At 71.0% G+C, this 24,851-nt stretch carries 21 protein-coding genes; 18 read left to right on the top strand and 3 right to left on the bottom strand.

The genetic code is table 11. The annotated features are described in order from the left end of the window. Window positions 1-77 precede the first annotated feature (77 nt). Window positions 78-1,505 (bottom strand): glucuronate isomerase, encoded by a 1,428-nt coding sequence (uxaC, locus tag ACFO6V_RS13110; RefSeq protein WP_377136018.1) that lies wholly within the window; start codon window positions 1,503-1,505, stop codon window positions 78-80. Window positions 1,506-1,632: 127 nt separating this feature from the next. On the opposite strand from uxaC, the gene ACFO6V_RS13105 reads away from it, so the two are divergent. The 13 genes from ACFO6V_RS13105 to ACFO6V_RS13045 all read left to right on the top strand — a co-directional run bounded on the left by ACFO6V_RS13105 (window position 1,633) and on the right by ACFO6V_RS13045 (window position 16,769). Further along, window positions 1,633-2,643 (top strand): LacI family DNA-binding transcriptional regulator, encoded by a 1,011-nt coding sequence (locus ACFO6V_RS13105; RefSeq protein ID WP_377136016.1) that lies wholly within the window; start codon window positions 1,633-1,635, stop codon window positions 2,641-2,643. 55 nt (window positions 2,644-2,698) lie between these two features. Continuing rightward, complete coding sequence (locus tag ACFO6V_RS13100) at window positions 2,699-3,928, top strand: extracellular solute-binding protein (protein WP_377136014.1); 1,230 nt, start codon at window positions 2,699-2,701, stop codon at window positions 3,926-3,928. Continuing rightward, window positions 3,929-5,068 carry an ABC transporter ATP-binding protein gene (locus ACFO6V_RS13095; protein ID WP_377136012.1) on the top strand — a complete coding sequence of 380 codons (1,140 nt, stop codon included), beginning with the start codon at window positions 3,929-3,931 and terminating at the stop codon, window positions 5,066-5,068. A 34-nt stretch (window positions 5,069-5,102) separates the two neighbouring features. Further along, window positions 5,103-6,032, top strand: a complete 930-nt coding sequence (locus tag ACFO6V_RS13090; protein ID WP_377136010.1) for an ABC transporter permease — start codon at window positions 5,103-5,105, stop codon at window positions 6,030-6,032. Next, entirely contained in the window at window positions 6,032-6,886 is an 855-nt protein-coding gene (locus tag ACFO6V_RS13085) for an ABC transporter permease (protein WP_377136008.1), read from the top strand. The genes ACFO6V_RS13090 and ACFO6V_RS13085 overlap by 1 nt, the downstream gene beginning before the upstream one ends. Beyond that, complete coding sequence (locus tag ACFO6V_RS13080) at window positions 6,879-8,381, top strand: mannitol dehydrogenase family protein (RefSeq protein ID WP_377136006.1); 1,503 nt, start codon at window positions 6,879-6,881, stop codon at window positions 8,379-8,381. Before ACFO6V_RS13085 ends, ACFO6V_RS13080 begins: the two co-directional genes overlap by 8 nt. Before the next feature lie 132 nt (window positions 8,382-8,513). After that, window positions 8,514-9,617 (top strand): Gfo/Idh/MocA family protein, encoded by a 1,104-nt coding sequence (locus ACFO6V_RS13075; RefSeq protein WP_377136004.1) that lies wholly within the window; start codon window positions 8,514-8,516, stop codon window positions 9,615-9,617. A 286-nt stretch (window positions 9,618-9,903) separates the two neighbouring features. Then, on the top strand, window positions 9,904-11,238 hold the full coding sequence (locus tag ACFO6V_RS13070) for an ABC transporter substrate-binding protein (RefSeq protein WP_377136002.1): 1,335 nt from the start codon (window positions 9,904-9,906) through the stop codon (window positions 11,236-11,238). A 2-nt stretch (window positions 11,239-11,240) separates the two neighbouring features. Then, a complete protein-coding gene (locus ACFO6V_RS13065; RefSeq protein ID WP_377136000.1) occupies window positions 11,241-12,230 on the top strand; it encodes a carbohydrate ABC transporter permease in 990 nt (329 codons plus the stop codon). Next, window positions 12,227-13,156, top strand: a complete 930-nt coding sequence (locus ACFO6V_RS13060) for a carbohydrate ABC transporter permease (RefSeq protein ID WP_377135998.1) — start codon at window positions 12,227-12,229, stop codon at window positions 13,154-13,156. The genes ACFO6V_RS13065 and ACFO6V_RS13060 overlap by 4 nt, the downstream gene beginning before the upstream one ends. 5 nt (window positions 13,157-13,161) lie before the next feature. Continuing rightward, on the top strand, window positions 13,162-13,842 hold the full coding sequence (locus ACFO6V_RS13055) for a Poxvirus protein I5 (RefSeq protein WP_377135996.1): 681 nt from the start codon (window positions 13,162-13,164) through the stop codon (window positions 13,840-13,842). A gap of 119 nt (window positions 13,843-13,961) precedes the next feature. Then, window positions 13,962-16,322 (top strand): rhamnogalacturonan lyase, encoded by a 2,361-nt coding sequence (locus tag ACFO6V_RS13050; RefSeq protein ID WP_377135994.1) that lies wholly within the window; start codon window positions 13,962-13,964, stop codon window positions 16,320-16,322. Between the two features lie 210 nt (window positions 16,323-16,532). Next, entirely contained in the window at window positions 16,533-16,769 is a 237-nt protein-coding gene (locus tag ACFO6V_RS13045) for a hypothetical protein (RefSeq protein WP_377135992.1), read from the top strand. A 9-nt stretch (window positions 16,770-16,778) separates the two neighbouring features. On the opposite strand, the gene ACFO6V_RS13040 is transcribed toward ACFO6V_RS13045, so the two are convergent. Next, complete coding sequence (locus tag ACFO6V_RS13040; RefSeq protein WP_377135990.1) at window positions 16,779-17,804, bottom strand: LacI family DNA-binding transcriptional regulator; 1,026 nt, start codon at window positions 17,802-17,804, stop codon at window positions 16,779-16,781. Between the two features lie 62 nt (window positions 17,805-17,866). On the opposite strand from ACFO6V_RS13040, the gene ACFO6V_RS13035 reads away from it, so the two are divergent. Further along, the gene (locus ACFO6V_RS13035; RefSeq protein WP_377135988.1) at window positions 17,867-18,229 is read left to right on the top strand and encodes an L-rhamnose mutarotase; all 363 of its coding nucleotides are present in this window, start codon (window positions 17,867-17,869) and stop codon (window positions 18,227-18,229) included. 125 nt (window positions 18,230-18,354) lie between these two features. Here the strand turns inward: ACFO6V_RS13035 and ACFO6V_RS13030 are convergent, their stop codons facing one another. Further along, window positions 18,355-19,794 (bottom strand): APC family permease, encoded by a 1,440-nt coding sequence (locus ACFO6V_RS13030; protein WP_377135986.1) that lies wholly within the window; start codon window positions 19,792-19,794, stop codon window positions 18,355-18,357. Between the two features lie 238 nt (window positions 19,795-20,032). On the opposite strand from ACFO6V_RS13030, the gene ACFO6V_RS13025 reads away from it, so the two are divergent. From ACFO6V_RS13025 to rhaS, 4 genes are read left to right on the top strand one after another with little or no spacing between them, the layout of a single operon-like run. Further along, window positions 20,033-21,643 (top strand): sugar ABC transporter ATP-binding protein, encoded by a 1,611-nt coding sequence (locus ACFO6V_RS13025; protein WP_377135984.1) that lies wholly within the window; start codon window positions 20,033-20,035, stop codon window positions 21,641-21,643. Continuing rightward, the gene (locus ACFO6V_RS13020) at window positions 21,640-22,695 is read left to right on the top strand and encodes an ABC transporter permease (RefSeq protein WP_377135982.1); all 1,056 of its coding nucleotides are present in this window, start codon (window positions 21,640-21,642) and stop codon (window positions 22,693-22,695) included. The genes ACFO6V_RS13025 and ACFO6V_RS13020 overlap by 4 nt, the downstream gene beginning before the upstream one ends. Continuing rightward, complete coding sequence (locus ACFO6V_RS13015) at window positions 22,692-23,753, top strand: ABC transporter permease (RefSeq protein WP_377135980.1); 1,062 nt, start codon at window positions 22,692-22,694, stop codon at window positions 23,751-23,753. Before ACFO6V_RS13020 ends, ACFO6V_RS13015 begins: the two co-directional genes overlap by 4 nt. Window positions 23,754-23,764: 11 nt before the next feature. Further along, a complete protein-coding gene (gene rhaS / locus ACFO6V_RS13010) occupies window positions 23,765-24,784 on the top strand; it encodes a rhamnose ABC transporter substrate-binding protein (RefSeq protein ID WP_377135978.1) in 1,020 nt (339 codons plus the stop codon). Window positions 24,785-24,851: the final 67 nt, after the last annotated feature.

Below are 24,851 nucleotides of genomic sequence, written 5' to 3'. Positions count from 1 at the left end.
AGTTCTGAAACATTCCAGAAGGGAGAAACCCAGACCTCGAAGAGTGCGGGGTCTCGACGAGCTCGACCAGCGAAGGGTCAGCGGGCGGCGTAGGCCAGCTTCGGCAGGTGGTAGGCCAGGTCAGCAGCGGTGTCGACTGCCTCGTCCAGGTCCAGCCGGTGCTCGGCGACCAGCCGGGCCAGGTAGCCGGCGTCGACCCGGCGGGCCAGGTCGTGGCGTGCGGGGATCGAGCAGAACGCGCGGGTGTCGTCGACGAAGCCCGACATGTTCGAGAACCCCGCGGTCTCCGTCGCCGCCTCCCGGAACCGGCGCATCGCGTCCGGCGCGTCCAGGAACCACCAGGGCGCACCGAGCCGGAGCGCCGGATACACGCCCGCCAGCGGCGCCAGCTCACGCGAGTACACGTCCTCGTCGACGGTGAACGCGATCATCCGGAAGCTCGCCGAGTTGCCGAACGCCTCCAGGACCGGCCGCAGGCCGTGCGCGAACTCGGTGACGACCGGGATGTCGTACCCCTTGTCGGGTCCGAACGTCGCGGCGACGGCGGGGTCGTGATCCCGGAGCACGCCGGGGTGGAACTGCATGACCAGGCCGTCCTCCACGGACATCGCCGCCATCTGGAACAGCATGTGCGCGGAGAACGCGGACTCCTCCGCCGTGCTGATCCCCGACCCGTCGGAGCTGCCCCGCAGCGCCTTCTCGAACAGGCTGCTCGCGACGTCGTCGGGCAGCGGGGTCGTGTCCGCGCTGAGGTGGCCGTGGTCGGTGGCCAGGCCGCCGGCCGCGACGAAGGCGGCGCGGCGCTCGCGGAGCGCCGCCAGGTAGCCCGCATAGGTGTCCGTGGCGATGCCCGACGCCGTGGCGAGCCGCTCCAGGTCGCCCTGCCAGGTGGCCCGGGCGGGGTGCAGCAGCGGGTCCGGGCGGAAGGTGGGGAGCACCCGGCCCGGTAGGTCGGCGGCGAGGCGGGCGTGCTCGTCGAGCGTGCTCCAGGCAGGGTCGGTGGTGCCGATGATCTCGATGCCGAACCGGTCGAGGAGGGCACGCGGCCGGAAGGTCGGGTCAGCAAGGGTCTCGGCGATCTGGTCGTAGATCTGGTCGGCGGTCTCGGCGGAAGGCCGCACCGTGACGCCGAAGATCTCGACGAGCTCATGCTCCATCCAATACCGCGTGGGCGTACCGCGGAAATGCTTCCAGCCCGCGCAGAAGCGCCGGAAGATCTCGCGCGGGTCGGACTCGAAGCCCGGCCCGTCCACTGGCCCCACGCCCAGCTCCGGGAGCTGGGCACCCTGCGAGACGAGCATCCGCGTCAGGTAGTGGTCGGGCACCACGAGGAGCTGCGCCGGGTCCGGGAACGGCTCGTCGTCGGCGAAGGCCGTGACGTCGACGTGGCCGTGCATCGACACGATCGGGAGGTCCTGCACCGCCTCGTAGATCTCGCGGGCGATCGGCCGCGTCACGGGGTCGGCGGGCAGCGCTCGGTCGGGATGCAGGGTCCATGCGGTCATTCGTGTGCTCCTGGCGTCATTGCCGGGCCGGTCGGGCGGCCGGACGGAGGGTGGTGCGAACGTTTGCACTCTAACCTAGGGTATGGTGCAAACGTTTGCAGTGTCGCAACGGTCACAAGGAGGTGCCATGGTCACGGTGCACGACGTCGCTCGCGCCGCCGGAGTCTCGATCTCCACCGTGTCGCGGGCCCTCTCCAATCCCGAACGGGTGGCCGCGGAGACCCTCGAACGTGTGACGCGGGTGGCCGCCGAGCTCGGCTACCGGCCGAACCAGGCGGCGAGCGGCCTGCGGATGGGGCGCACGCACGCCGTCGGCCTGCTGGTGCCCGACCTGGAGAACCCCTACTTCGCCACCGTGACCAAGGCCGTGCAGGCGCGTGCCCGCGCGGAGGGCTACGAGGTCTTCGTCGCCGACTCCGACGAGGACCCGGACGTCGAGGCCGAGCTGATCGGCGCCCTCGCCGCCCGGACGGACGGCCTGGTCGTCGCCTCGCCGCGGACGGGTGACGCGGAGCTGCGCGCGGCGCTGGCGGGCGTGACCGCGGTCCTGGCGAACCGGGAGCTGGCCGGCACGTCCGGCGCCGTGTCGCCGGAGGCCCCGTGCGTCTCGGTGGACGACGCCGACGGCGTCGCCCAGGTGCTCGGGCACCTGTACGCGCTCGGGCACCGGAAGGTGGGCGTCGCGGCCGGTCCGTCGTCGTCGTGGTCGGGCGGACGCCGCGTCGCCGGGCTGAAGGCTGCCGCCGAGCAGCGGGACGTCGAGCTGGTGGAGCTCGGCACGTTCCAGCCGTACTTCGCCGGCGGCACCCAGGCAGCCGACTACGCGCTGGCGAGCGGCGTGACCGCCGTCGTCGCGTTCAACGACCTCATGGCGCTCGGGATCCTGGACCGGCTCCGGCACCGCGGCGTCGACGTGCCGGGCGAGATGTCCGTCGTCGGGTTCGACGACGTCCAGCTCGCCACCCTCGTCTCGCCGGCGCTCACGACGGTGCACGCACCGCTCGCCCGGCTGGGCCGCCGCGCCGTCGACCTGCTGCTGGCGCGCCTGCGCGGCGGGACGTCCGCCAGCTCAGAGCTCCCCGTGGAGCTCACGATTCGCGGGTCCACAGGACCCGTACCTGCCGGGCCGGTCAACTGACGCCCGTCCCGGCAACACACCCTGGGCGAAGGAGCCCGAGAGAGAGGAAGGCACCATGCGCACCTCCAAGAAGGCTGTGGCGCTCGCCGGCGTCGCGGCACTGACCCTGCTGACCGCCTGCACCCCGCCCGCGCCCCCAGGCGGGGAGGGCGGCGGAGCCGTCACCGACGCGGCGGACGTCCCCGACACGCCCTCCGAGCCCGTCACGCTGAACATCCTCGACGTCGCGGGCAACCAGCGGCTCACCGAGGGCATGGTGGACGAGTTCGTCGAGAACAACCCGGACGTCATCGAGTCGGTCACCTGGGAGACGGGCGGCGCGCCCGACGTCACAGGCATCGTCAAGCCGCAGGTCGACAGCGGCAACCTGTCCATCGACGTCGTGTTCACCGGCAACGACGGGCTGGCCGCCGGCATCAGCCAGGACCTGTGGCTCCCGATCGTGGACGACTACGGCGACCGCGTGTCGAACCAGGAGAACTATCTGGAACCCGCCGCGAAGATGCAGGAGCTCGCCCAGGGCTTCGGCGTCGTGACGACGTACTACCCCTCGGGGCCGCTGCTGCAGTACGACCCCGACGTCGTCGACGCGCCGCCCGCGACCCCGGAGGAGCTGCTGGAGTGGGCGAAGGCCAACCCCGGCAAGTTCGGGTACGCCCGCCCGGCGAACTCGGGCCCGGGCCGCACCTTCCTCATGGGCCTGCCCTACATCCTGGGCGACGAGGACCCGACCGACCCCGAGAACGGCTGGGACAAGACCTGGGCGTACCTCAAGGAGCTCGGCGAGTACGTCGACACCTACCCGACGGGCACCGGCCAGGTGGTGACCAACATGGCCGACGGCACCTGGGCGATGATCCCCACCACGACCGGCTGGGAGATCGCGCCGCGCGCCGAGGGCCAGCTCCCCAACAAGCTGCAGGCCGCCGCGTTCGACGACTTCACCTGGGTGACCGACGCGCACTACGCGGCCATCCCGAAGGGGCAGAGCGCGGACAAGATCAGCGCGATCATGCTCCTGCTGCAGGACATGCTCACGCCCGAGCAGAACGCCAAGGCGTACGACGCCGGCTACTTCTACCCCGGCCCGGCCGTCGAGGGCGCCACGCTGGACCTCGCGCCGCAGGAGTCCCAGGACGTGATCGAGGAGTTCGGCCGCCCGATGTTCGACGAGCTCATCGAGTCCCAGGACGCCGTCGTGCCGCTCGACGCCGAGTCGATGGTCAAGGCGTTCGACATCTGGGACCGCGAGGTCGGCGGCGGCAAGGTGGAGGAGGAGTCCTGAGTGAGTGACTTCGATTCCCTGGAGCTGCGCGGTGTCGGACGGCGGTTCGGCGGGGTGGACGCGCTGTCCGACCTGAACCTGACGATCAGGTCCGGCGAGTTCGTCGCCCTGCTCGGGCCGTCGGGCTGCGGCAAGTCGACCGCGCTGAACTGCCTCGCCGGCCTGCTCCCGCTGACGCACGGCGAGATCCTGCTCGACGGCAAGCGCATCGACACCCTGCCGCCCGAGCGTCGCGGGTTCGGGATGGTCTTCCAGTCCTACGCGCTGTTCCCGCACCTGACCGTGGAGAAGAACGTCGCGTTCGGCCTGCAGATGCAGGGGCGGCCCCGGGCCGAGATCGACTCGCGGGTGCGCGAGGCGATCAAGCTCGTCAAGCTCGGCGAGCACGCGAAGAAGCTGCCGGGCCAGCTCTCGGGCGGGCAGCAGCAGCGCGTCGCGATCGCGCGCGCGGTGGTGCTGGAACCGTCGCTGGTGCTGATGGACGAGCCCCTGTCGAACCTCGACGCGAAGCTCCGCCTCGACATGCGCACGGAGATCCGGCGTCTGCACCAGTCGCTGGGGCTCACGACCATCTACGTGACGCACGACCAGGAGGAGGCGCTGTCCCTGGCCGACCGCCTGGTGGTCATGCGCGAGGGGCGCGTGCAGCAGGTGGGCACGCCCGACGAGCTCTACGAGAGCCCGACGAGCTGGTACGTCGCGGACTTCATGGGGTACCGCAACATCCTGACCGCGACCGTCGTCTCGGCGTCCGGGGGCGAGGTGGTGGTCGCCCTCCCCGGGACGGCCGACGGCGGGGTCCGGCTCACGGGGCGTGCGGTCGGCGCGCTGAGCGCGGGGGACCAGGTGCGGGTGGCGATCCGGCCGGAGGACTTCGTGGTGGTCTCGACAGGCTCGACCAGCGGCGGTGGCTCGATCGACGGCGGCGGAGCGGGCGCCGTTCCCGGCACCGTCGCCGTGGTCGAGTACCACGGCCGCGAGCACGCCGTCGGGGTGCAGACCGGCGACACGATGCTGCACGCCCGGACGCAGTCGGCCCCGCAGGTCGGCAGCGGCGTCCGGCTGACGGCGCCGGTCGATCGGGTGCTGGTGTTCCCGGAGTCGCTGGACGCCGTCGCGCCGGTAGAGGTGGCGGCATGAGGACCGCGACCCAGGCAGGCCGGGGAGGGACGACATGAGCGGCGGTGGCGGGCCGCGGGCGGGCAGGGCCACCGCGAGCCTGCGGCACCGCCTGGCCGAGCGCGGCGTCGACCCGGTCCTGCTCCTGCTGGTGCCCGGCCTCGTCGTGGCGGTCGCGCTGTTCGTGTACCCGTTCTCGTACGGGATCGGGCTCACCGTCCAGCCCACCGCGGCGATGCAGGAGCAGTGGGGCGGCGGGATCTTCGCGAACTACGTGGCGTTCTTCCGCGACCCGTTCGTGTTCGACTCCGTCGGTATCACGATGCGGCTCGCGCTCCCCGCCGCGCTGTTCAACGTGCTGGCGTCGGTGCCGGTCGCGATGGTGCTGCGGCACCGGTTCCGCGGCAAGCGGCTGCTGACGTCGCTGCTGGTCCTGCCCATCACGCTGGGCACGGTGCTCACCGCGCAGGGGCTGCTGATCTTCGCGGGACGGCAGGGCTGGATCAACCGGACGCTGCTCGAGATCGGCCTGATCGACGAACCGCTCAAGCTCGTGAACAACTACCTGGGCGTCATGTTCTCCCTGGTCATCACCGGCTTCCCGTTCGCGTTCCTGCTCATCTCGTCCTACCTGTCGGGTATCGACCCGTCGCTGGAGCGGGCGGCCAAGACGCTCGGCGCGGGCTGGTGGCAGCGGTTCCGGCGGATCATCCTGCCGCTGCTGGCGCCGGGCCTCGCGACCACCTTCATCCTGACGTTCGTGCTCGCCTTCTCGGTGTTTCCCTCGGCGCGGCTCGTCGGTGACGCCATGGGCGAGACCCGTGTCATGTCGCTCATGGCGTTCCGGGCGTTCGGCGAGCAGAACGACTACGCGATGGCGTCCACCATCGCGCTGATGATGGGCGCGGTAGAGCTGATCGTCGTGGTGGCCGTGCTGGGCCTGCGGTCGCTGCTGTACCGAGGGACGACCGGAGGGAAGGGCTGATGGCCGCTTCAACGCTGGAGCGGCCGATCGCCGCCCGGCCGTCCACCTGGTTCGTCTGGGCAGGCATGACCGCGTTCGGGGTGTTCCTGCTGGGCATCCTCGGCGCGGTCGTCGTCGACTCGTTCGGGCGGCAGTGGTTCGACACCTGGCTGCCCGAAGGCCTGACCACCGAGCGCTACACCGAGGCCTGGGACCGGTTCGCGCTGGGCGAGGTCGTCGGCGTCACGGTCGGCGTGGCGGCGCTCGTCGTCGTCATCTCCGTAGCCGTGGGCGTGCCCGCCGCGTACGTGCTCGCCCGCCGCGACTTCCCGGGCAAGCGCGCGATCATGCTGCTGTTCCTGCTGCCGGTGCTCATGCCGCCCATCACCTACGGCATCCCGCTCGCGACGGTCATGTACTCGTTCGGGCTCGGGCGCACGCTGACCGCCGTCGTGCTGGTCAACCTCGTCCCGTCCGTGCCGTTCGTGATCCTGACCATGACGCCGTTCATCGAGCAGATCAACCCGGCCATCGAGTCCGCCGCCCGGATGTGCGGTGCGCGGACCCGGCAGGTGTTCACGCGCATCCTGGCCCCGCTGCTCGTGCCCGGTATCCTCGCCGCGGCGATCCTCGTGCTCGTCCGGACCGTCGGGCTGTTCGAGCTGACGTTCCTCGTGTCCGGCCCTGGATCGGACACACTCGTCGTAGCGATCTACCGTGGCATGACATCCGCCGGCGGTGGCGAGGCGAGACAGCTCATCTCGGCCATGTCGGTGATCTATACAGCGACCATGCTCGTCATGCTCGTGGCTGCCTTGCGGTTCGTGAACCCGACGCAGCTCGTGGCACAGGTGAAGGAGACACGCGATGACTGACGACCGCCTGCACCGGGACAACGTCCCCGTGGGCATCGACGCGCCGGTGATGCCGACGGCGGTGGGCATCGTCCACCTCGGCATCGGGGCGTTCCACCGGGCGCACCAGGCCGTCTATACCGAACGTGCGGCGATCGCCACGGGCGACACCGCGTGGGGCATCCTCGGCGTGACCCAGCGGTCAGCGACCGTCCGCGACCAGCTCCGCCCGCAGGGCGGCGTGTACGCGGTGCTCACGGCGGGCGAGCAGGAGTCGTCCGTCGAGCTGATCGGCTCGGTGGTCGACGTCGCGTACCCCGCGGAGGAGACCGAGCGGGTGCTCGCGGCGCTCGCGGCGCCCTCCACGCACGTGGTCACCCTGACGATCACGGAGAAGGGGTACGCCCGGACGCCGGACGGGGCGCTCGACCTGGACGCGGTCGCGGGGGACCTGGAGGCGCTGCGGGCCGGTGCGCCGGTCGGTACGTCGGGGGAGTCGCCGGTTCGCCCGGCGACGTCGGCGATCGGGCTCCTGGTCCGCGGCCTCGCGGCGCGTGCGGGATCCGGTGCGCCCATCACCGTGCTGACCTGCGACAACATGGTGGACAACGGCCGCGTGCTCGAACGTCTGGTGCGGCAGGCCGTGGACGCGGGCCTGCCCGGCACGGAGGGCGACGCCCTGCGCGGGTTCCTGGACGCGCACGTCACGTTCCCGTGCTCCATGGTCGACCGGATAGTGCCCGCGACGACGCCGGAGCAGCGCGACCACGTCGAGCAGGCGCTGGGCGTGCGGGACGAGGGGCTCGTGGTGGGCGAGCCGTTCGCACAGTGGGTGATCGAGGACCGGTTCGCCGGCCCGCGCCCCGCGTGGGAGGCGGCCGGCGCGACCTTGACCAAGGACGTCGCGCCGTTCGAGCAGGCCAAGCTGCGGCTGCTGAACGGGACCCACTCCCTGGTCGCGTACTCCGGGTGGCTCGCAGGGCACACGACGATCGCGGCGGCGATGGCCGATCCCGCGATCGCCGAGCGCGCCCGCCAGTACCTCTTCGAGGACGCGCTGCCGACGCTCACCCCGCCCGAGGGCCTGGACCTGCACCAGTACGGCGAGCAGATCCTCGCCCGGTTCGCCAACCCGCACACCGGGCACACGACGGCGCAGGTGGCGATGGACGGCACGCAGAAGATCCCGTACCGGTGGGGTGGTGTCCTGAGCGACGCGCTGGCCGCCGGCCGGGAGCCGCGCGGTGTCGCGTTCGCGCTGGCCGCCTGGGCGGAGTTCGTTCGACGTCGGACGCTCTCCGGCGAGGGCGTCGACGACCCGCGGGCCGAGGAGCTCGAGGCGGTGGTCAGCGCCTTCGAGGTGCCGGGCGGCTCCGACGGCCTCGGCGACGTCGAGGGCCTTGCTGGTGCCGAGGAGGACGTGAGGGCCCTCCTGGGACTCCCGGGCCTCCTGCCGGAAACCACCCCGGACACGTTCCTGGACATGGTGGCGGAGGAGATCGAGTCGGTCCGCTGACCCTCCCCGTTGAGTGCGGGACATTTGTGCGCTCAGCCCGCCTGTGGGCGCAAATATCCCGCACTCAACGAGGGCTGGTACGGTCAGACGAGACGGTGAAACGATTCATTTTGTCAACGAGGGCGGAGAGACATGAGAGTCACGATCCTGGGTACGGGTGCCATCGCCGGGACCCATGCGGAAGCGATCGCAGCGCTGCCACAGCACGGGGTGGACGCCGTTCTGGCGCACGCCCTCGACATCGACCCGGCTCGGGCTGAGGCGTTCGCGCAGCAGTACGGCGTCGCCGGGCACGGCACCGACCTGGCCGACGTGCTCGCCGACACCGACGTCCTGCACGTGTGCACCCCGCCGGGCGCTCATGTGGACGCGGCGGTCGCCGCGCTCGAGGCCGGCGTCCACGTGGTCGTGGAGAAGCCGGCGACGCTCTCGCTCGCGGAGATCGACAGGATCGCGGCGGCCGAGGCGGCCTCCACCGCGACGTTCACCCAGGTGGTCCAGCACCGGTTCGGGCACGGCCTGCGCCAGCTGCGGCGGCTGCTCGACGACGGCGCGCTGGGTCGCCCGCTCGTCGCGACCTGCGACACCATGTGGTTCCGCGCGCCCGAGTACTTCGAGGTGCCGTGGCGCGGGCGGTGGGACACCGAGGGCGGCGGCCCCACGATGGGCCACGGCATCCACCAGTTCGACCTGCTGCTGGCGGTCCTCGGGCCCTGGTCCGAGGTGACGGCGATGGCCGGGCGCCTCGCCCGGCACGTGGACACCGAGGACGTGTCGATGGCGATAGTGCGCTTCGCCAACGGTGCGATGGCGACCATCACCAACTCCCTGCTGTCCCCGCGGGAGACCTCTGACCTGCGGTTCGACACCGAGGCGGCGACCATCGAGCTGTCGCACCTGTACGGGTACGACGATGCCGACTGGACGTTCACGCCCGCGAAGGACCGGGCCGACGTCGGGGCGCTGTGGCAGCCGGACCCCGCGGCCCTGCCCTCCGGACACCTCGCCCAGCTCCTGCCGACCTACCGGGCGTTCGTCGCGGGCGAGGCGCCTCCGGTCACCGTGGCCGACGTGCGCGGCACGCTGGAGCTGGTCGCCGCCATCTACCGGTCGGCGTTCACCGGCGCGGTGGTCCGGGCCGGCGAGATCGGGCCGGGTGACCCGTTCCACGAGTCCATGCGCGGTATCGGGCCGGCTTGGGCGCCGGTGAAGGCCACGGCGCCGGCGCCTGCCTGACGGCCCGGCGCTGTCGCGACGCCGTCGAACGTAGGCCCGGTCGCCTTTGTCGGGCGGGCGTAGGTCTGGTCGCTGCACGCCCTGCCATGCGGCGACCAGGCCTACGTTCGACGGTTCCGGCGACCCGGCCTACGTTCGGGGGTCGATGGGTTGTATCGGTGCACTTCGTTACGAATTCCTGACCTGAAGCCCTGGACAACGCTTCCCGGAGCGGTATTGTATCGATTCAGTCGGCCGTCGAGGACGCAGCCGGCGCGCCAACAGCAGTACGAGCAAGGAGGCTCACGTGGTTCGCACACGCACCACCACCGGTAAGGCCGCCGTCCACGCAACGGCTATCGCGGCGGTCGCCGCGCTCACCCTCTCGGCGTGCGGGGGAGGCGGTAACGCCGCCACCTCGGCCGAGGCCGCGCCCGTCGCCACCGACCGGGACATCGAGCTGTCGCTCGTCTGGTGGGGAGACGACGACCGCGCGAACCGCTACGAGGAAGCGGCGAAGCTGTTCGAGGAGAAGTACCCGAACATCGACGTCCAGCCCCAGTTCCAGGCCTGGGACGACTACTGGACCGCCCGCACCACCGAGGCGGCCGGTCAGACCCTCCCCGACGTCTTCCAGATGGACCTCGCGTACATCCACCAGTACGCGTCGAACAACCAGCTCCTCGACCTGTCGAGCCAGGTCGGCGTCAACCTGGAGACCGGTGACTACGACGAGACGCTGCTCGGCTCCGGTGCGGTCAACGGCGGGCAGTTCGGCATCCCGACGAGCACCAACACGCTCGGCATGTTCTACCACCAGGACCTCCTGGACGAGCTCGGCATCGAGCCGCCAGCGGAGGGCCTGACCTGGGACGAGTACGACGCCTGGCTCCGTGAGGTCAGCGAGGCCGGGGCCGACCACGACCCGCAGGTCTACGGTGGCACGGACTACACCGGCGCCCTGTGGATCTTCAGCCAGTGGCTGGTCCAGCAGGGCAAGGTGCCGTTCGCGGAGGACGGCTCGCCGGCCTTCGAGAAGGCGGACCTCGTCGAGTGGGTCGAGCGCTCCCAGCCGCTGCGTGACGACAAGGTGTTCTTCCCGGTCCAGCGAGCCAAGCAGGTCGAGCCGCTCGGCGGGATGCAGGTCGGCGAGGCGACCACCGAGATCACCTGGGACAACATGCTGGCCGGCTATGCGGCGGGCGCGGGTACGGAGAACCTCGGCATCCTGCCGGTGCCCACGGGCGCCGAAGGCTCGCAGCAGTTCTGGAAGCCGTCGATGCTGCTCTCGGCGTCGGCCAACACGGACGAGCCGGACGCCGCGGCCGCGCTCATCGACTTCCTGGTGAACGACCCCGAGGTGGGCAAGATCTTCGGTACGTCCAAGGGCGTGCCCGCCGTGCCGGCCCAGAAGGACGCGATGGAGCTGGCCGAAGGCTCGATCGACTCCAAGATCGTCACCTACGAGGACGAGGTGGCCGACCTGGTGACGGCCGAGACGCCACTCCTGGGTGAGGGCTACGGCGTCGTCGAGGCCGAGTTCAAGCGGCTGGGCGAGGAGCTCGCATACGGCAACATCAACGCCCAGGAGTTCGCCGACCAGTGGTTCCAGAGCGCCGAAGCCAACCTCGGCGGGGAATGACCATGTCGGCTACCACTACCGAGCGCGGCCAGGCGGCCGGGCGCGGCAGCGCGCGGGGGACGACGGCGACGTCGGCCCCCGCGCGGGGCGGCGCCGGCAGGTCGCCGCGCAAGCGAGCCGACATACGCGCCGGCTACGCGTTCCTGTCCCCGTGGCTCCTGGGGTTCGGACTGCTGACAGCCGGCCCGATGCTGATGTCGCTGTACCTCGCGTTCACCGACTACAACCTGTTCCGGGCGCCGGAGTTCGTCGGTATCGAGAACTTCACCACGCTGTTCGCCGACCCGCGGTTCCTCAAGTCCGCACAGGTCACCGCCATCTACGTGCTGGTGGGCGTGCCGGTGAAGCTCGCTGCGGCACTCGCCGTGGCGCTGCTGCTGAACGCGAAGCACCGCGGCCAGGGCGCGTACCGCTCGATGTTCTACGCGCCGTCGCTCATCGGGGCCAGCGTCTCCGTGGCGATCGTGTGGCGTGCGATGTTCATCGACGACGGCATCGCCGACCAGGTCCAGCAGTTCTTCGGCCTGCCCGGCGGTGGCTGGGTGGGCGACCCGAACATGACCATGCCGATGATGATCCTGCTGGCGGTGTGGCAGTTCGGCGCCCCCATGGTGATCTTCCTGGCGGGCCTCAAGCAGATCCCGGCGGAGCTGCTCGAGGCGGCGGAGGTCGACGGCGCGGGGCCGATCCGGCGGTTCATCTCCGTGACGATCCCCCTGCTGTCCCCGGTGCTGTTCTTCAACCTGCTGCTCGAGACCATCGGCGCGTTCCAGGTGTTCAGCTCGGCCTTCATCATCTCCGGCGGTAGCGGCGGTCCTGCCGACTCGACGCTGTTCTACACGTTCTACCTCTACATCAAGGGCTTCACGGAGTTCCGGATGGGGTACGCCTCGGCGATGGCCTGGGTGCTCGTGCTCGTCGTCGGGATCATCACCGCTGTCCTGTTCCGCACCTCGCGTGCGTGGGTCCACTACACGGGAGACGTGCGATGAGCGAGACCAGCTACCCGAACCACACGGCGCTGGAGGCGGGGGCCACCCTGCTCGCGGACCGGGACCACTCGTCGTCGAGCAAGGCCCGTCAGCGGCGGCGCACCGGCTCCGTGGTCTTCCACGTGGTCGTGATCGCGATCGTCGTGGTGATCCTGTACCCGGGCGTGTGGATGTTCATGAGCACGTTCAAGCCGACCGGAGACATCGTCGGCAACGTGAACCTGTGGCCGGAGACGTGGACGCTCGACAACTACGTCTCGGCACTCAGCGGGATCGGCGGGATCTCGTTCTGGACCTTCGTCCTCAACTCGCTGATCCTCGCGGTCGGCTCGGTGGTCGGCGTGGTCCTGTCGTCGACCGTCTCGGCGTACGCGTTCGCCCGGATCAGCTTCCCGGGGCGTGGCGTGTACTTCGCGATCATGATCGGCACGATGCTGCTGCCGTTCCACGTGGTGATCATCCCGCAGTACATCCTGTTCAACTCCATGGGCATGGTGAACACGTTCCTGCCGCTGCTGGCGCCCAAGTTCCTGGCCACCGAGGCGTTCTTCGTGTTCCTCATGGTGCAGTTCCTGCGCGGGCTGCCCCGTGAGCTCGACGAGGCGGCGCGGATCGACGGGTGCGGGCACTGGGGCATCTTCCGGCTCGTGCTGCTCCCGCTCATGCGGCCGGCGGTGATCACCAGCTCGATCTTTGCCTTCATCTGGTCGTGGAACGACTTCCTCGGGCCGCTGCTCTACCTCAAGCAGCCCGACACGTACCCGCTGCCCATCGCACTGCGGATGTACGTGGACCAGACGTCGGTCTCCGACTACGGCGCACAGATGGCCATGGCCGTGCTCGCGCTCCTGCCGGTGCTGCTGTTCTTCGTGCTGTTCCAGCGGTACCTCGTCGACGGGGTCGCGACGCAGGGCCTCAAGGGCTGAGCCGCGTGGACGCCGACGGACGAGAGGACGAGGCCGGCGCGCAGCCGACCGGCCCGCAGCGCGTGGCCGGCGAGAGCCGGTTCGCGCTGCTCGGGGAGACTCTGCTGACCGGGCTGTTCGTGCTGGTCGGCAGCCTCCCGGTGGTGACGCTCCCGGCGGCGCTCGCGGCCGGCTCCGCGCACCTGCGCCGCCACCTCGGCGGGTACGACACGTCGGTCCGGACGTTCGTGCGGGACTGGTTGGCCGCCGCGCGCGGCCTCTGGGCGCTGGGTGCGCTCCTGCCGCTCGCCGCGGGTGCGGTCGTGGTGAACACCGGGCTGACGGAGTCGGGTGCTCTGCCCGGGGCGTCCGTCGTCCGCTGGGTGACGTGGGCGGTCGCGGCGTGCGCGGCGGTGGTGCTGGTGCGCGCCGCGGCCGCCTGGTCCGACGACGAGCCGGCGCCGGGCTCACCCGGTACGGAGCCCGGGCCCGTCTCGGGTCCTCGTGGTGTGTGGGTGCTGGTGTCCCGGGGGGCCGTACGCGCCCGGGACGACCTGTCCGGGTCCGCCCTGCTGCTCGCGGCCCTGGTGATGTGCGTGGTGCTCGTCTGGATGTTGACGCCGCTCGTCCTGGTGACGGGCGGCCTGCTGAGCCTGGCGGCGGTCGCCGTCGAGACGCGACGCGTGCGGCGTCGCGCGCTCGACTGACGCCGTCCAGCTTCCCCGCCCGCCCAGGGATCCGGCCCGGAACCACGGTCGGTTCCGGGCCGGATCCCTGGGTAGGGGCGGCTTTCCGTGAGATCGAGAATTCAGAGAGGAATTCGAACATGATCGCGAGACGAATCCAGACCAGGGCTGCCCTGGCGGCGGCACTCTGCCTCGGCCTGAGCGGGGTGGGTGTCACGGCGTCCGCCCAGACTGCCCAGACCGGCCAGAATGCCCAGACCGGCCCGAATGCAGTCCTGACCAGCGACCAGGGTGACTCGAGCGCCCAGGGCGACCGGCCGACGTCGGGCACCGAGCGGCTCGAGCGCGGGCTTGTCGCGGCGTCCACCAGCGAGGGCGTCTTCCTGAGCTGGCGGCTGCTCGCGCCCGAGGTCACCGGTCATACCGATGCGGGGCTCAAGAGCCCGGACTTCGCGGTGTACCGCGACGGCAGGCGCGTCGCGAAGGTGTCGGGCTCGACCAACTATGTCGACCCGGCGGGCACCGCCGGCTCCAGGTACCGGGTGGTGCCGCTGAGCGGGCCGAACGCGGGCCGGTCGGCGTCGGCCACCGTGTGGGGCGACGGGCACCTCGACATCCCCCTGAACAAGCCGGCCGACGGCGTCACGCCCGCCGGCGAGGCGTACACGTACCGCGCCAACGACGCGTCGGTCGCGGACCTCGACGGCGACGACGAGTACGAGATCGTCGTGAAGTGGGACCCGTCCAACTCCAAGGACGTGTCGCAGGTCGGCTACACGGGCAACGTCTACCTCGACGCCTACGAGCTCGACGGCACGCAGCTCTGGCGCATCGACCTGGGCGTCAACATCCGCGCGGGCGCGCACTACACGCAGTTCCCCGTCTACGACTTCGACGGTGACGGCCGCGCCGAGCTGATGGTCAAGACCGCCCCCGGCACGCACATGACCACGTACGACGACGGAGAGCCGGCCGGGCGGCGCTACATCGGGATCCCCCGGGACGACCGGGCGGACGGCGTGACCCACGCCGACGACTACCGGATGTCCGCGGGCGACTACTACGAGCACCTGGTGGAGATGTTCCGCGGCTGGTCGACGCGGCCAGAGGTGACCAGCGGGGACTGGCCCGCCACCCTGGAGGAGGCGTGGGGCATCGACGGCCGGTGGTCCTACCCGCTGTCCGACGCCGACGCGCGCGCCGCGGCCGACCACTTCATCGACGTCTACGCTCCCGCCCGCTCGACGCGGAACCAGCTGCGCAAGTTCGAGGGCTTCGTGGTGAGCGGGCCGGAGTACCTCACCGTCTTCGACGGGCGCAGCGGCAAGCCGATGGAGACCGTCGACTACGAGCCCGGGCGCACCGACGACGGGCTGCGCTGGGGCGACTACGCGATGGCCCGCATCGAACCGGGGAACCGGGTCGACCGGTTCCTGTCGGGCGTCGCCTACCTGTCCGACGGCCGGCCCAGCGCGATCTTCGCGCGCGGTTACTACACACGCTCCACGATCGCGGCCTACGACTGGAACGGCAGGCACCTGACCAAGCGCTGGCTCGCGGACTCGGGATGGACGGCGATGACCAACCCGTTCAACGACAGCCCGCACGGGGTGCCGGGCAGCTCGCCCGAGTGGGGCAGCCTCACGACGCAGGGCTTCCACTCCCTGTCCGTGGCCGACGTCGACGCCGACGGCAAGCAGGAGATCATCTACGGTTCGTCGACGCTCGACGACGACGGCTCGCTGCTCTACTCGTCAGCCGCCACGTTGCCCGAGGGCTCCGCGAACCCCGGCGTGGTCGCCGGGCTCGGGCATGGTGACGCGATGCACGTGACGGACATCGACCCGGCGCGGCCCGGACTCGAGATCTGGACCTGCCACGAGGGTGGCACGTGGGCGCCGTACGGCTCGGCGCTGCGCGACGCCGCGACCGGCGAGGTCCTGTTCGGGCAGTACTCCGGCCGGGACACGGGCCGGGCGATGATCGGCGACGTGCGCTCGGACGTGCCGGGCGTCGAGGTCTGGGCGTCCATGCCGGACGGCACCCTCGGGTCGGGCACGCTGAGCGCCACGGGCGCGCAGCTGTCGACGACGACCATGGGCACCAACCAGTCGGTGCGCTGGGCGGGGGACGGGACCACGCAGATCATCGGGGGCGCGGAGGCGCAGACGCCGACGATCACCGACTGGTCGCGCGGCGTCGTGAAGACCCTGGACGGGACGCTGACGAACAACGGCACCAAGGGCACGCCGTCCCTCGTGGCCGACGTGCTCGGCGACTGGCGTGAGGAGGTGCTGGTGCGGACGACCGACTCGAGCGCGCTGCGGCTGTTCACGACCACCGAGCCGACGGACATCGCCATGTACACGCTCATGCACGACCGGCAGTACCGCGCCGAGGTGGCGCGTCAGCAGACGACGTACAACCAGCCGTCGTACCCGGGCTTCTACCTGGCCTCGGACACCGACTGGTCCACGGTCCCGATCCCGGGCCGCGGCTGATCCCTCGACAGGCTCGACCACACCCGCTGGTCGAGCCTGTCGAGACCGGGCCACCCCGTTGGTCGAGCCCGTCGAGATGCGGCCACCCCGTTGGTCGAGCCTGTCGAGACCTGGTGACCATCCCGGGGTGCCCCGCCCGATTCAGTGACAGGCCGCGAAGCCGTGGAGTAGCGTCGGCCGTTACGCCTGCCCCGACCCGATGGGACGACCATGTTCGCGATCTCGCCGTACGACCTGATCTGGTCAGCTGGTGCGCTGGTGGCCGTCGCACTGACCCTCGCCGCGCTCGTCGTCTGGTTCCGGACGCGCTGGGAGCGGACTGGGGAGGCCGTCCTGACGCTGCTCGTCATCGTCCTCGTACCGATCCTCGGGCCCGCCGCATTCCTCGCGTCGCGTGGCAGGCGCCCGGTCCCGGTGAAGGTCCGCTCGTCGGACCGGCGGAGCTGACGCCGGGGACTACCTCGCCGACGCGGAGCTGGAGCCCCGCACCACCAGCGTGGGCTGGAACATCACGTGCTCTGCCTCCCCGTCGGGGCCGCTGAGCAGGAGGTCCGCGGCGCGGGCGCCGAGCTCGTGCGTCGGCTGGCGGATCGAGGTGAGCGGTGTGGACAGCTCGGCGGCGAACGCGACGTCGTCGTATCCCACCACCGCCATGTCGGTGGGGACCGCGATGTTCTCCGTGCGAAGCGTGCGCAGCACACCCAGCGCGACCAGGTCGTTCACGCAGAAGACGGCGGTGGGCCGCTCGCCCGACTCCAGGAGCCCGCGGATCGCGGCCTCGCCCCCCTCGGCGTTGAGGCTGGAGACGGTGATCTCCTGGAGCGCGGACGCCGGGTCGAGCCCGGCGGCGGCGAGCTCCTTGACCACGCCTTCGTGCCGGTCGGCGCACTGCCGGATCGTGTGCGGCCCGTTGAGGAAGACGATCCGGGTGTGGCCCTCGTCCAGGAGGTGGCGCGCCGCGAGCTCGCCCCCGCGGACGTCGTCGACGGCCACCGACGAGATGCTCGGGTCCGATGACGGACGGTCCAGCAGCACGACGCCGGTGCCACGGCGGCGGATCGCGAGCAGGTGCTCGATGTCGTCGGTCGCCGGTACGACCATGACGCCCTGCACGCCGTGCTCCTCGAACAGGCGCAGGTAGCGCTGCTCGCGTTCGGGGTCGTCGTCGGACGACGCCACCATGAGCGTGAAGTCGTCGCGGTCCAGGCGCTCCTCGATGCCCCGTGCGACGTCGGTGAAGAACGGGTTGGCGATGTCCAGGACGATCGCGCCGATGGTCGTGATGGTTCCGGCCCGGAGCTGCCGGGCGGACCCGTTGCGGACGAAGCTGAGCTCCTCGATCGCGGCCTCGACCCGTTCGCGGGTGCCCGGCAGCACGCGTTCGGGTCGGTTGAGGACGTTGGAGACCGTGCCGACGGAGACGCCGGCGGCGCGGGCGACGTCGGCGATGGATGCTCGTCGGCGAGCGGCCTGCTGGGTCATGGAGAGCCTCCTTGCTTCGGGCTACATTATGAACCGTTTCACGAGGAACCGGAGGACCGGACATGTCGAGCAACACCGCTGGTGCACGCGTCTGTTTCACGTCTCGGGTGCGAGCAGACCGTATCCCGGAGTACCGGGCGGCACACGCCGCCGTCTGGCCCGAGATGCTGGAGGCCCTCCGGGACACGGGCTGGCGCGACTACCACCTGTTCCTGCGGGACGACGGCCTGCTCGTCGGGTTCCTGGAGACCGACGACTACGAGGCGGCGCAGCGGGGCATGGCCGCGACCGAGGTCAACGCGCGGTGGCAGGCGGCGATGTCGGGGTTCTTCGTCGACGACGGCAATCCCGACGACGGGTTCGTGCTGCTGGACGAGGTCTTCTACCTGGAGGGCCAGCTGGCGGCGCTCGATTCGGCGAAGTAGAGCGTATGTCCGAACAGGCGCTCTACTTCGCGGACGCGTGGTCGGCGAAGTAGAGCGCCTGTCCGCCCGGTGCCGGATATCCAGCGTCGGGCGGACAGGCGCTCTACTTCGGCAACACACCCGGCCTAGTTGGTGCCGCCCTCGCGCTCGCTGAGCGCGTCGGGGTCGGTGATCCTCGTGGGCTCAGGGCGGTTGAACGCCCAGGTGACGAACCACAGGATGACGCCGATGAGCAGCAGCCAGCCCGCGATCTGGTACTGGAGCGGATCACGCCCGGTCCAGGGCCCGACGAAGAACGCGCAGAGCAGCGCCCCGAGGATCGGCAGGATGGTCGGGGCCACGAAGTGCTTCCGGTCCACGATGTTGCTCCGCAGCTTGAGCACCGCGACGTTGACGATGGTGAACACCGCGAGCAGCAGGAGCGACGTCGTGCCGCCGAGCGCTGCGATCACGCCGTTCTCCTCCTGCAGCGTCACGAGCACGATGAGCCCGAGCGCGATGACGGTGGTGAACACGATCGCCGCGGTGGGCGTCTGCCGCCGCGGGGAGACCCGCCCGAGGAACGGCGGCAGCACCCTCTGCTTGGCCATGCCGTACAGGAGTCGCGACGCCATCAGCATGTTGATCAGCGCCGAGTTCGCCACGGCAAAGATCGTGATGAACGGGAAGATGGAACCGATGGGGAAGCCGGGCAGGGCTCGCTCGACGACCAGCGTGAGCGGTGTGTCGCTCGCGCCGAGCTCGCCCACGGGAACGATCGCCACGGTGAAGATCGCGACCAGCACGTAGATGACGCCGGTGATGCCGATGCCGGCGATCATCATGCGCGGGAAGTTCTTCACCGGGTCGTGCGTCTCCTCGGCCATGTTGACCGCGTCCTCGAACCCGACCATCGCGAAGAACGCGAGTGCCGTCGCGGCGGTCACGGCGAGGAAGGCGCTCTTGTCGCCGGGGCTCTCGAACACCATGACCCGGCTGAAGTCGGCCTTCCCGCCGAACGCCGCGAAGACTCCGACGAGGATGATGAAGAGCAGGCCGGAGAGCTCGACGAGCGTGAGCACGATGTTGGCCTTCACGGACTCGCCGACACCACGCAGGTTCACGGCGGCGACCAGCGCCATGAACACGAGGGCGACGGCGACCACCGTCCACGTGCTGGATCCCTCGATGCCGAAGCCCGCGAGCAGGTTGGAGCCCACGGCCCGGGCGGCGGTGGACGCCGAGGTGATGCCCGAGCACATCACCGTGAAGCACACGATGAACGTGAGGAAGTGGACCCCGAACGCCTTGTGCGTGTACAGGGCGGCGCCGGCCGCCTGCGGGTACTTGGTCACCAGCTCCAGGTAGGAGAAGGCGGTGATGAGGGCGATGAGGAAGGCGACGATGAACGGCGCCCATGCCGCGCCGCCCACCTCTGCCGCGACCTGCCCGGTGAGTGCGTAGACACCGGTGCCGAGGATGTCGCCGACGATGAAGAGCAGGAGGAGCTTCGGCCCCATGACGCGCTTGAGCTCTGTGGGCTCCTCGCCGGGGGGCGCGTGCTCCTCGGCAGTTGGCTGGGTCATTCCGGTCACCTCCGTCTGAGGCGGTGCATCCTCGGGCCGCCTCCAAGTGCTGTGGGCAGCGATCGCCCCTGGTCGGTCAAGAGTTCCGTAAGTGAAAGCGCACGGCAACGGACTCGCCGGAACTTCTTGACGCTCTGGCCCGGCGGGTCTATCTTCCGAGTACCGTTTGAACGATTCAACGGTTCAGCAGGAAGACCTGCGGTCATCGTCGACCGCCCGCACAGCTCGACGGAGAGATATGCAGAACGCCGCACCGACGCTGCGCCTGGACGGGGTCGCCAAGTCCTTCGGGCCGGTGGCAGCGCTCCGTTCCGGGACCCTGGTGGTCCAGCCGGGCAGCATCCACGCCCTGGTCGGAGAGAACGGCGCGGGCAAGTCCACGCTGGTCAAGATCGTGGGCGGGGTGCACCGCCGGGACGCCGGCACCGTCGAGCTCGACGGCGTGCCCGTCGACTTCGCCGGTCCCGCCGAGGCCAAGGCCGCCGGCGTCGCCGTCATCCATCAGGAGCCGGCGAGCTTCCCGGACCTGACCGTCACGGAGAACATCTTCCTGGGCCGCGAGCCGCTCGGCCGGTTCCGCCGGATCGACCGGCGCGCGATGCGCGAGGGTGCCCGGGACCTGTTCCGGGACCTCGGTGTCGACCTGGATCCCGACCGTCCCGCCGAGGGGCTCTCCATCGCGGACCAGCAGATCGTCGAGATCGCCAAGGCGATCTCCCTGGACGCCCGCCTCCTCGTCATGGACGAGCCGACGGCGGCGCTGAGCGCGGTCGAGGTGCGCCGCCTGTTCGCGGTCGCCCGCGGGCTTCGCGACGCCGGCCGCGCCGTCGTCTTCATCTCGCACCGCCTCGACGAGGTGGCCGACCTCTGCGACACCGTGACCGTCATGCGCGACGGCGAGCACGTCTCCACGGACGCAGTCGCCGACGTCACGCCCGACGAGCTCGTGCGCCGCATGGTGGGCCGCGACGTGGCCGAGCTCTACCCGAAGGTGCCGAGCACCGCCGGCGAGGTGGTGCTGCGCGTGGCGGGCCTGGAGTCGACGGGCACCTTCCACGACGTGTCCTTCGAGGTGCGGGCGGGCGAGATCGTCGGCCTGGCGGGCCTCGTCGGGGCCGGGCGCAGCGAGATCGCCCGCGCGGTGTTCGGCGTCGACCGGTACGACGCCGGCAGTGTCACCGTCGGCGGTCGGCCCCTGCGACCGGGCGACCCGGCGGCGGCCATCGCCGCGGGCGTCGCCCTGGTCCCCGAGGACCGGCGCCTGCAGGGCCTGGTCACCGAGTCGTCGGTGGGGCGCAACGTGTCCTCCGTCGCGCTTCGACGACGACGCGGCCCGAGGGACGAGGGCGGCGTCCGAGGAGAAGGGCGAGAAGGCCCTGTGAGGCGGCGCCTGGCTCGCCTCGGCATCCTGCTGCCCGACGCCGAGGCGCGGCTCGCGCGCGACTGGTCCGGCCGGCTCGAGGTGAAGGCAGGGGCGCTGGACGCGCTCGCCACCACGATGAGCGGCGGCAACCAGCAGAAGGTGGTCCTGGCGAAGTGGCTGGCCACCGGGCCGAAGGTGCTCATCGTCGACGAGCCCACCCGCGGGATCGACGTCGGCACCAAGGCCGAGGTGCACCGGCTGCTGTCCACCCTGGCCGCCGAGGGGCTGGCCGTCCTGATGATCTCGTCCGAGCTGCCGGAGGTACTGGGTATGGCTGACCGTGTGCTCGTGGTGCGCGAGGGGCGCATCGCCGCCGAGCTCAGCCGCGCGGAGGCGACGCCCGAGGCGGTGATGCGCGCGGCGACGCCGGGCGCGACGCGTAGCGGCGTCGAGACCGGTGGCTCCGAGACCGAGGGGGCGGCATGAGGAACGTCCTGCGCCGCCGTGAGGCGGGCATCGCCCTCGCCCTCCTGGTGGTGATCGGCGTGACCACCGCGATCCAGCCGGGCTTCCTGCTCAGCGCGGGCGGCTGGCGCGACCTGCTGCTCACGCCCGCGATCCTCGTGGTGCTCGCCGTGGGCCAGGCGGTGGTCGTCATCACGCGGAACGTGGACCTCTCCGTCGGGTCGGTGCTGGGCCTCACGGCGTACCTGACCGGCCGCCTGTTCATCGAGGCACCGGACCTGCCCATCGTCGTGGTCACGCTCGTCGCCGTCGCGGTCGGTGCGCTGCTCGGCCTGGTCAACGGCTCGATCGTCGCGTTCGCCCGCGTGCCGGCGCTCGTCATCACGCTCGGCACCCTGTACGTCTACCGCGGGGTGACCCTCACCTGGGCCGGCAGCGACCGGATCGACGCGGGCGACATGCCGCGCGCCTTCCTCGGCCTCGGCACCCAGCAGGTGCTGGGCGTGCCGGTGCTGACGATCGTCGCCGCGATCGTGCTGGCCGCCGTGGGCTACTACATGTACACCTCGCGCGGCGGGCGTCAGCTGTACGCCATCGGCTCCGACCCCGACGCCGCGGCCCTCCAGGGCCTGCCGGTCCGACGCCGGCTGCTGTGGGCGTTCGCGACGAACGGCGCGCTCGCCGGCCTGGCCGGCGTGATGTTCGCCGCCCGGTACGGGACGGTGTCCTCGGGTGCGGGCACCGGCATGGAGCTGCAGGTGGTCGGCGCCGTCGTCGTGGGCGGCGTCGCGATCTTCGGCGGCAGCGGGACGGTGGCGGGCGCCGCGCTCGGCGCGATGCTGCTGCTGACCATCAACCGGGCGCTGCCCGTCGTGGGCATCCCCGACTTCTGGCAGCGCGCGGTGGTGGGTGCGCTCATCATCGGCGCGATCGCGCTGGACCGGGTGCTCGCCAACCGCCGCTCGCGCCGCCTGGCAGTCGAGCGAGATACCGGCCCGAACGACCGTATGGACGGTCGCCAGGGCGACAGTATGGACGGTCGCCAGGGCGACAGCGAGGAGGCGACCGCATGAGAACCCACGCCCGTCCGTGGTGGCAGCGTGCGCTGCTCACCCGCGAGATGCTCACTCTTCTGATCCTGGCGGTGGCCTGGATCGTCGCGTCCGCCGTGGTGCAGAACTTCGACGGCCCGCTCACCATCACCTACCTGGTGCTCGACCTCGCCCCCGTGCTGCTCATCGCGCTCCCGATGACGCTCATCATCGCCACCGGGGAGATCGACCTGTCGGTCGCATCCGTGGTCGGCCTGTCGAGCGTCACCTTCGGGCTGCTCTACCAGGCAGGGCTCGGCCTCTGGGCCGCGCTGCTGGTCTCGGTGCTGCTCGGCGCGGTGTGCGGCGCGATCAACGGCGCACTGGTCGCGTACGCGGGCCTGCCGTCGCTGGCCGTCACCATCGGTTCGCTCGCCCTCTACCGCGGCCTGGCCGTCGGCCTCCTCGGCACGACGGCGGTCACCGGCTTCCCCGACTCCTGGACCGACGGCGCCACGGCGAAGCTGGGGGAGTCGCCCTACCCGGTCATCACCCTCGGGCTGCTCCTCGTGATCGCGGTCTTCGCGGTGCTCCTGCACGCGACGCCGTTCGGGCGGAACGTGCTGGACATCGGCCGCAGCAGCGAGGCCGCCCGGTTCTCCGGCGTCGACGTCAAGCGGACCCTGCTGATCCTGTTCGTGCTGTCCGGGGCGGTCTCGGCGCTCGCGGGCGTCTACTACACGCTGCGCTACGGCAGCGCGCGCGGCGACAACGCGACGGGTATGGAACTGCAGGTGGTCGCGGCGGTGCTGCTCGGCGGGGTGTCGATCTTCGGCGGGCGCGGCGCGATCCACGGCGTGGTAGCCGGCGTCCTGCTCATCGGGGTGCTCGGCAGCGCGCTGCGCCTGGAGGGCGTGACGGTCAACGTCATCAACATAGTGATCGGCACGGCGCTGGTTGTTTCCGTGGTCGCCCCGCGCATAGCGGGCGGCCTGAGAGTCCGACGGCGGAACGCCGCCTCACCCCATGAGCCTCCTCGCTTCGCTGCGGGGGCGCACGGGGACCCCGATGGCGGCTCCGCCGTCGGGCAACGAACGTAAGGAGACGGACGATGAAGTTCACATCTGTGCTCGCGGCCGGCACGGTCGCCGTGCTCGCGCTGGGCCTGACCGCATGCGGTTCGAGCGGCGACGGGGGCGGTGGTGGTGGCGGCGACGACGCGGTGACGATCACCGTGCTGCCCAAGAACCTGGGCAACCCGTACTTCGAGGCGTCGACGGCGGGCGCGCAGGAAGCGGCGGAGGAGCTCGGCGCGACCGTCGAGGAGGTCGGGCCCGACGCCGCCTCGCCCGACGCCCAGGTGCCGTTCATCAACACCGCAGCCCAGCAGGGGGTCAGCGCCCTGGTGGTCTCGGCCAACGACCCGACGGCGATCGGTGACGCGCTGGAGGAGGCGCGGTCGGCCGGCACCAAGGTGGTCACGTTCGACTCCGACACCGAGCCGCAGTTCCGCGACCTGTTCGTCAACCAGGCCTCGCCCGAGGGCATCGCCGACAAGCAGCTCGAGCTGGTCGCGGACCAGATCGGCGGCGAGGGCGAGATCGCGATCCTCTCGGCGTCGGCCAACGCGACCAACCAGAACGCGTGGATCGCGCTCATGGAGGAGAAGCTGGCGTCCGACTACCCGGACATCGAGCTGGTCGAGACCGTCTACGGCGACGACGACGACCAGACGTCGTTCGACAAGACCGCCGCGCTGCTGCAGTCGCACCCCGACCTCAAGGGCATCGTCTCGCCCACCACCGTCGGCATCGCGGCGGCGGCGCGCTACGTGTCGACGTCGGAGTACAAGGGCAAGGTCGCGGTGACCGGTCTCGGCACGCCCAACCAGATGCGGGAGTACGTCGAGGACGGGACCGTCGAGGCGTTCGCGCTGTGGAACCCGACCGACCTGGGCTACCTGGCGACGCAGGCCGCCGCGGCCCTGGCGGCGGGCGACATCACCGGCGAGGAGGGCGAGACCTTCACCGCGGGACGCCTGGGCGAGTTCACCGTCGGGGCGGACGGCGAGGTGCTGCTCGGCGAGCCGTACGTGTTCGACGAGAGCAACATCGCGGACTTCGACTTCTGAGTGGTCCACCCAGTGATCCGGCCCAGACCGCATGCCGGTTCTGGGCCGGATCACTGGGCTGGGCGGC

Source organism: Promicromonospora alba (assembly GCF_042654905.1).
Lineage (GTDB): Bacteria > Actinomycetota > Actinomycetes > Actinomycetales > Cellulomonadaceae > Promicromonospora > Promicromonospora alba.
Note: the sequence above shows the minus strand (reverse complement) of the source record. Positions and strands in the feature narration are given on the sequence as shown.

What these genes read in the sequence shown, in the direction of transcription:
- uxaC (WP_377136018.1), bottom strand. Translation starts at nt 1,505, where the DNA reads ATGACCGCATGGACCCTGCATCCCGACCGAGCGCTGCCCGCCGACCCC.
- ACFO6V_RS13105 (WP_377136016.1), top strand. Translation starts at nt 1,633, where the DNA reads ATGGTCACGGTGCACGACGTCGCTCGCGCCGCCGGAGTCTCGATCTCC.
- ACFO6V_RS13100 (WP_377136014.1), top strand. Translation starts at nt 2,699, where the DNA reads ATGCGCACCTCCAAGAAGGCTGTGGCGCTCGCCGGCGTCGCGGCACTG.
- ACFO6V_RS13090 (WP_377136010.1), top strand. Translation starts at nt 5,103, where the DNA reads ATGAGCGGCGGTGGCGGGCCGCGGGCGGGCAGGGCCACCGCGAGCCTG.
- ACFO6V_RS13085 (WP_377136008.1), top strand. Translation starts at nt 6,032, where the DNA reads ATGGCCGCTTCAACGCTGGAGCGGCCGATCGCCGCCCGGCCGTCCACC.
- ACFO6V_RS13080 (WP_377136006.1), top strand. Translation starts at nt 6,879, where the DNA reads ATGACTGACGACCGCCTGCACCGGGACAACGTCCCCGTGGGCATCGAC.
- ACFO6V_RS13075 (WP_377136004.1), top strand. Translation starts at nt 8,514, where the DNA reads ATGAGAGTCACGATCCTGGGTACGGGTGCCATCGCCGGGACCCATGCG.
- ACFO6V_RS13065 (WP_377136000.1), top strand. Translation starts at nt 11,241, where the DNA reads ATGTCGGCTACCACTACCGAGCGCGGCCAGGCGGCCGGGCGCGGCAGC.
- ACFO6V_RS13060 (WP_377135998.1), top strand. Translation starts at nt 12,227, where the DNA reads ATGAGCGAGACCAGCTACCCGAACCACACGGCGCTGGAGGCGGGGGCC.
- ACFO6V_RS13050 (WP_377135994.1), top strand. Translation starts at nt 13,962, where the DNA reads ATGATCGCGAGACGAATCCAGACCAGGGCTGCCCTGGCGGCGGCACTC.
- ACFO6V_RS13045 (WP_377135992.1), top strand. Translation starts at nt 16,533, where the DNA reads ATGTTCGCGATCTCGCCGTACGACCTGATCTGGTCAGCTGGTGCGCTG.
- ACFO6V_RS13040 (WP_377135990.1), bottom strand. Translation starts at nt 17,804, where the DNA reads ATGACCCAGCAGGCCGCTCGCCGACGAGCATCCATCGCCGACGTCGCC.
- ACFO6V_RS13035 (WP_377135988.1), top strand. Translation starts at nt 17,867, where the DNA reads ATGTCGAGCAACACCGCTGGTGCACGCGTCTGTTTCACGTCTCGGGTG.
- ACFO6V_RS13030 (WP_377135986.1), bottom strand. Translation starts at nt 19,794, where the DNA reads ATGACCCAGCCAACTGCCGAGGAGCACGCGCCCCCCGGCGAGGAGCCC.
- ACFO6V_RS13025 (WP_377135984.1), top strand. Translation starts at nt 20,033, where the DNA reads ATGCAGAACGCCGCACCGACGCTGCGCCTGGACGGGGTCGCCAAGTCC.
- ACFO6V_RS13020 (WP_377135982.1), top strand. Translation starts at nt 21,640, where the DNA reads ATGAGGAACGTCCTGCGCCGCCGTGAGGCGGGCATCGCCCTCGCCCTC.
- ACFO6V_RS13015 (WP_377135980.1), top strand. Translation starts at nt 22,692, where the DNA reads ATGAGAACCCACGCCCGTCCGTGGTGGCAGCGTGCGCTGCTCACCCGC.
- rhaS (WP_377135978.1), top strand. Translation starts at nt 23,765, where the DNA reads ATGAAGTTCACATCTGTGCTCGCGGCCGGCACGGTCGCCGTGCTCGCG.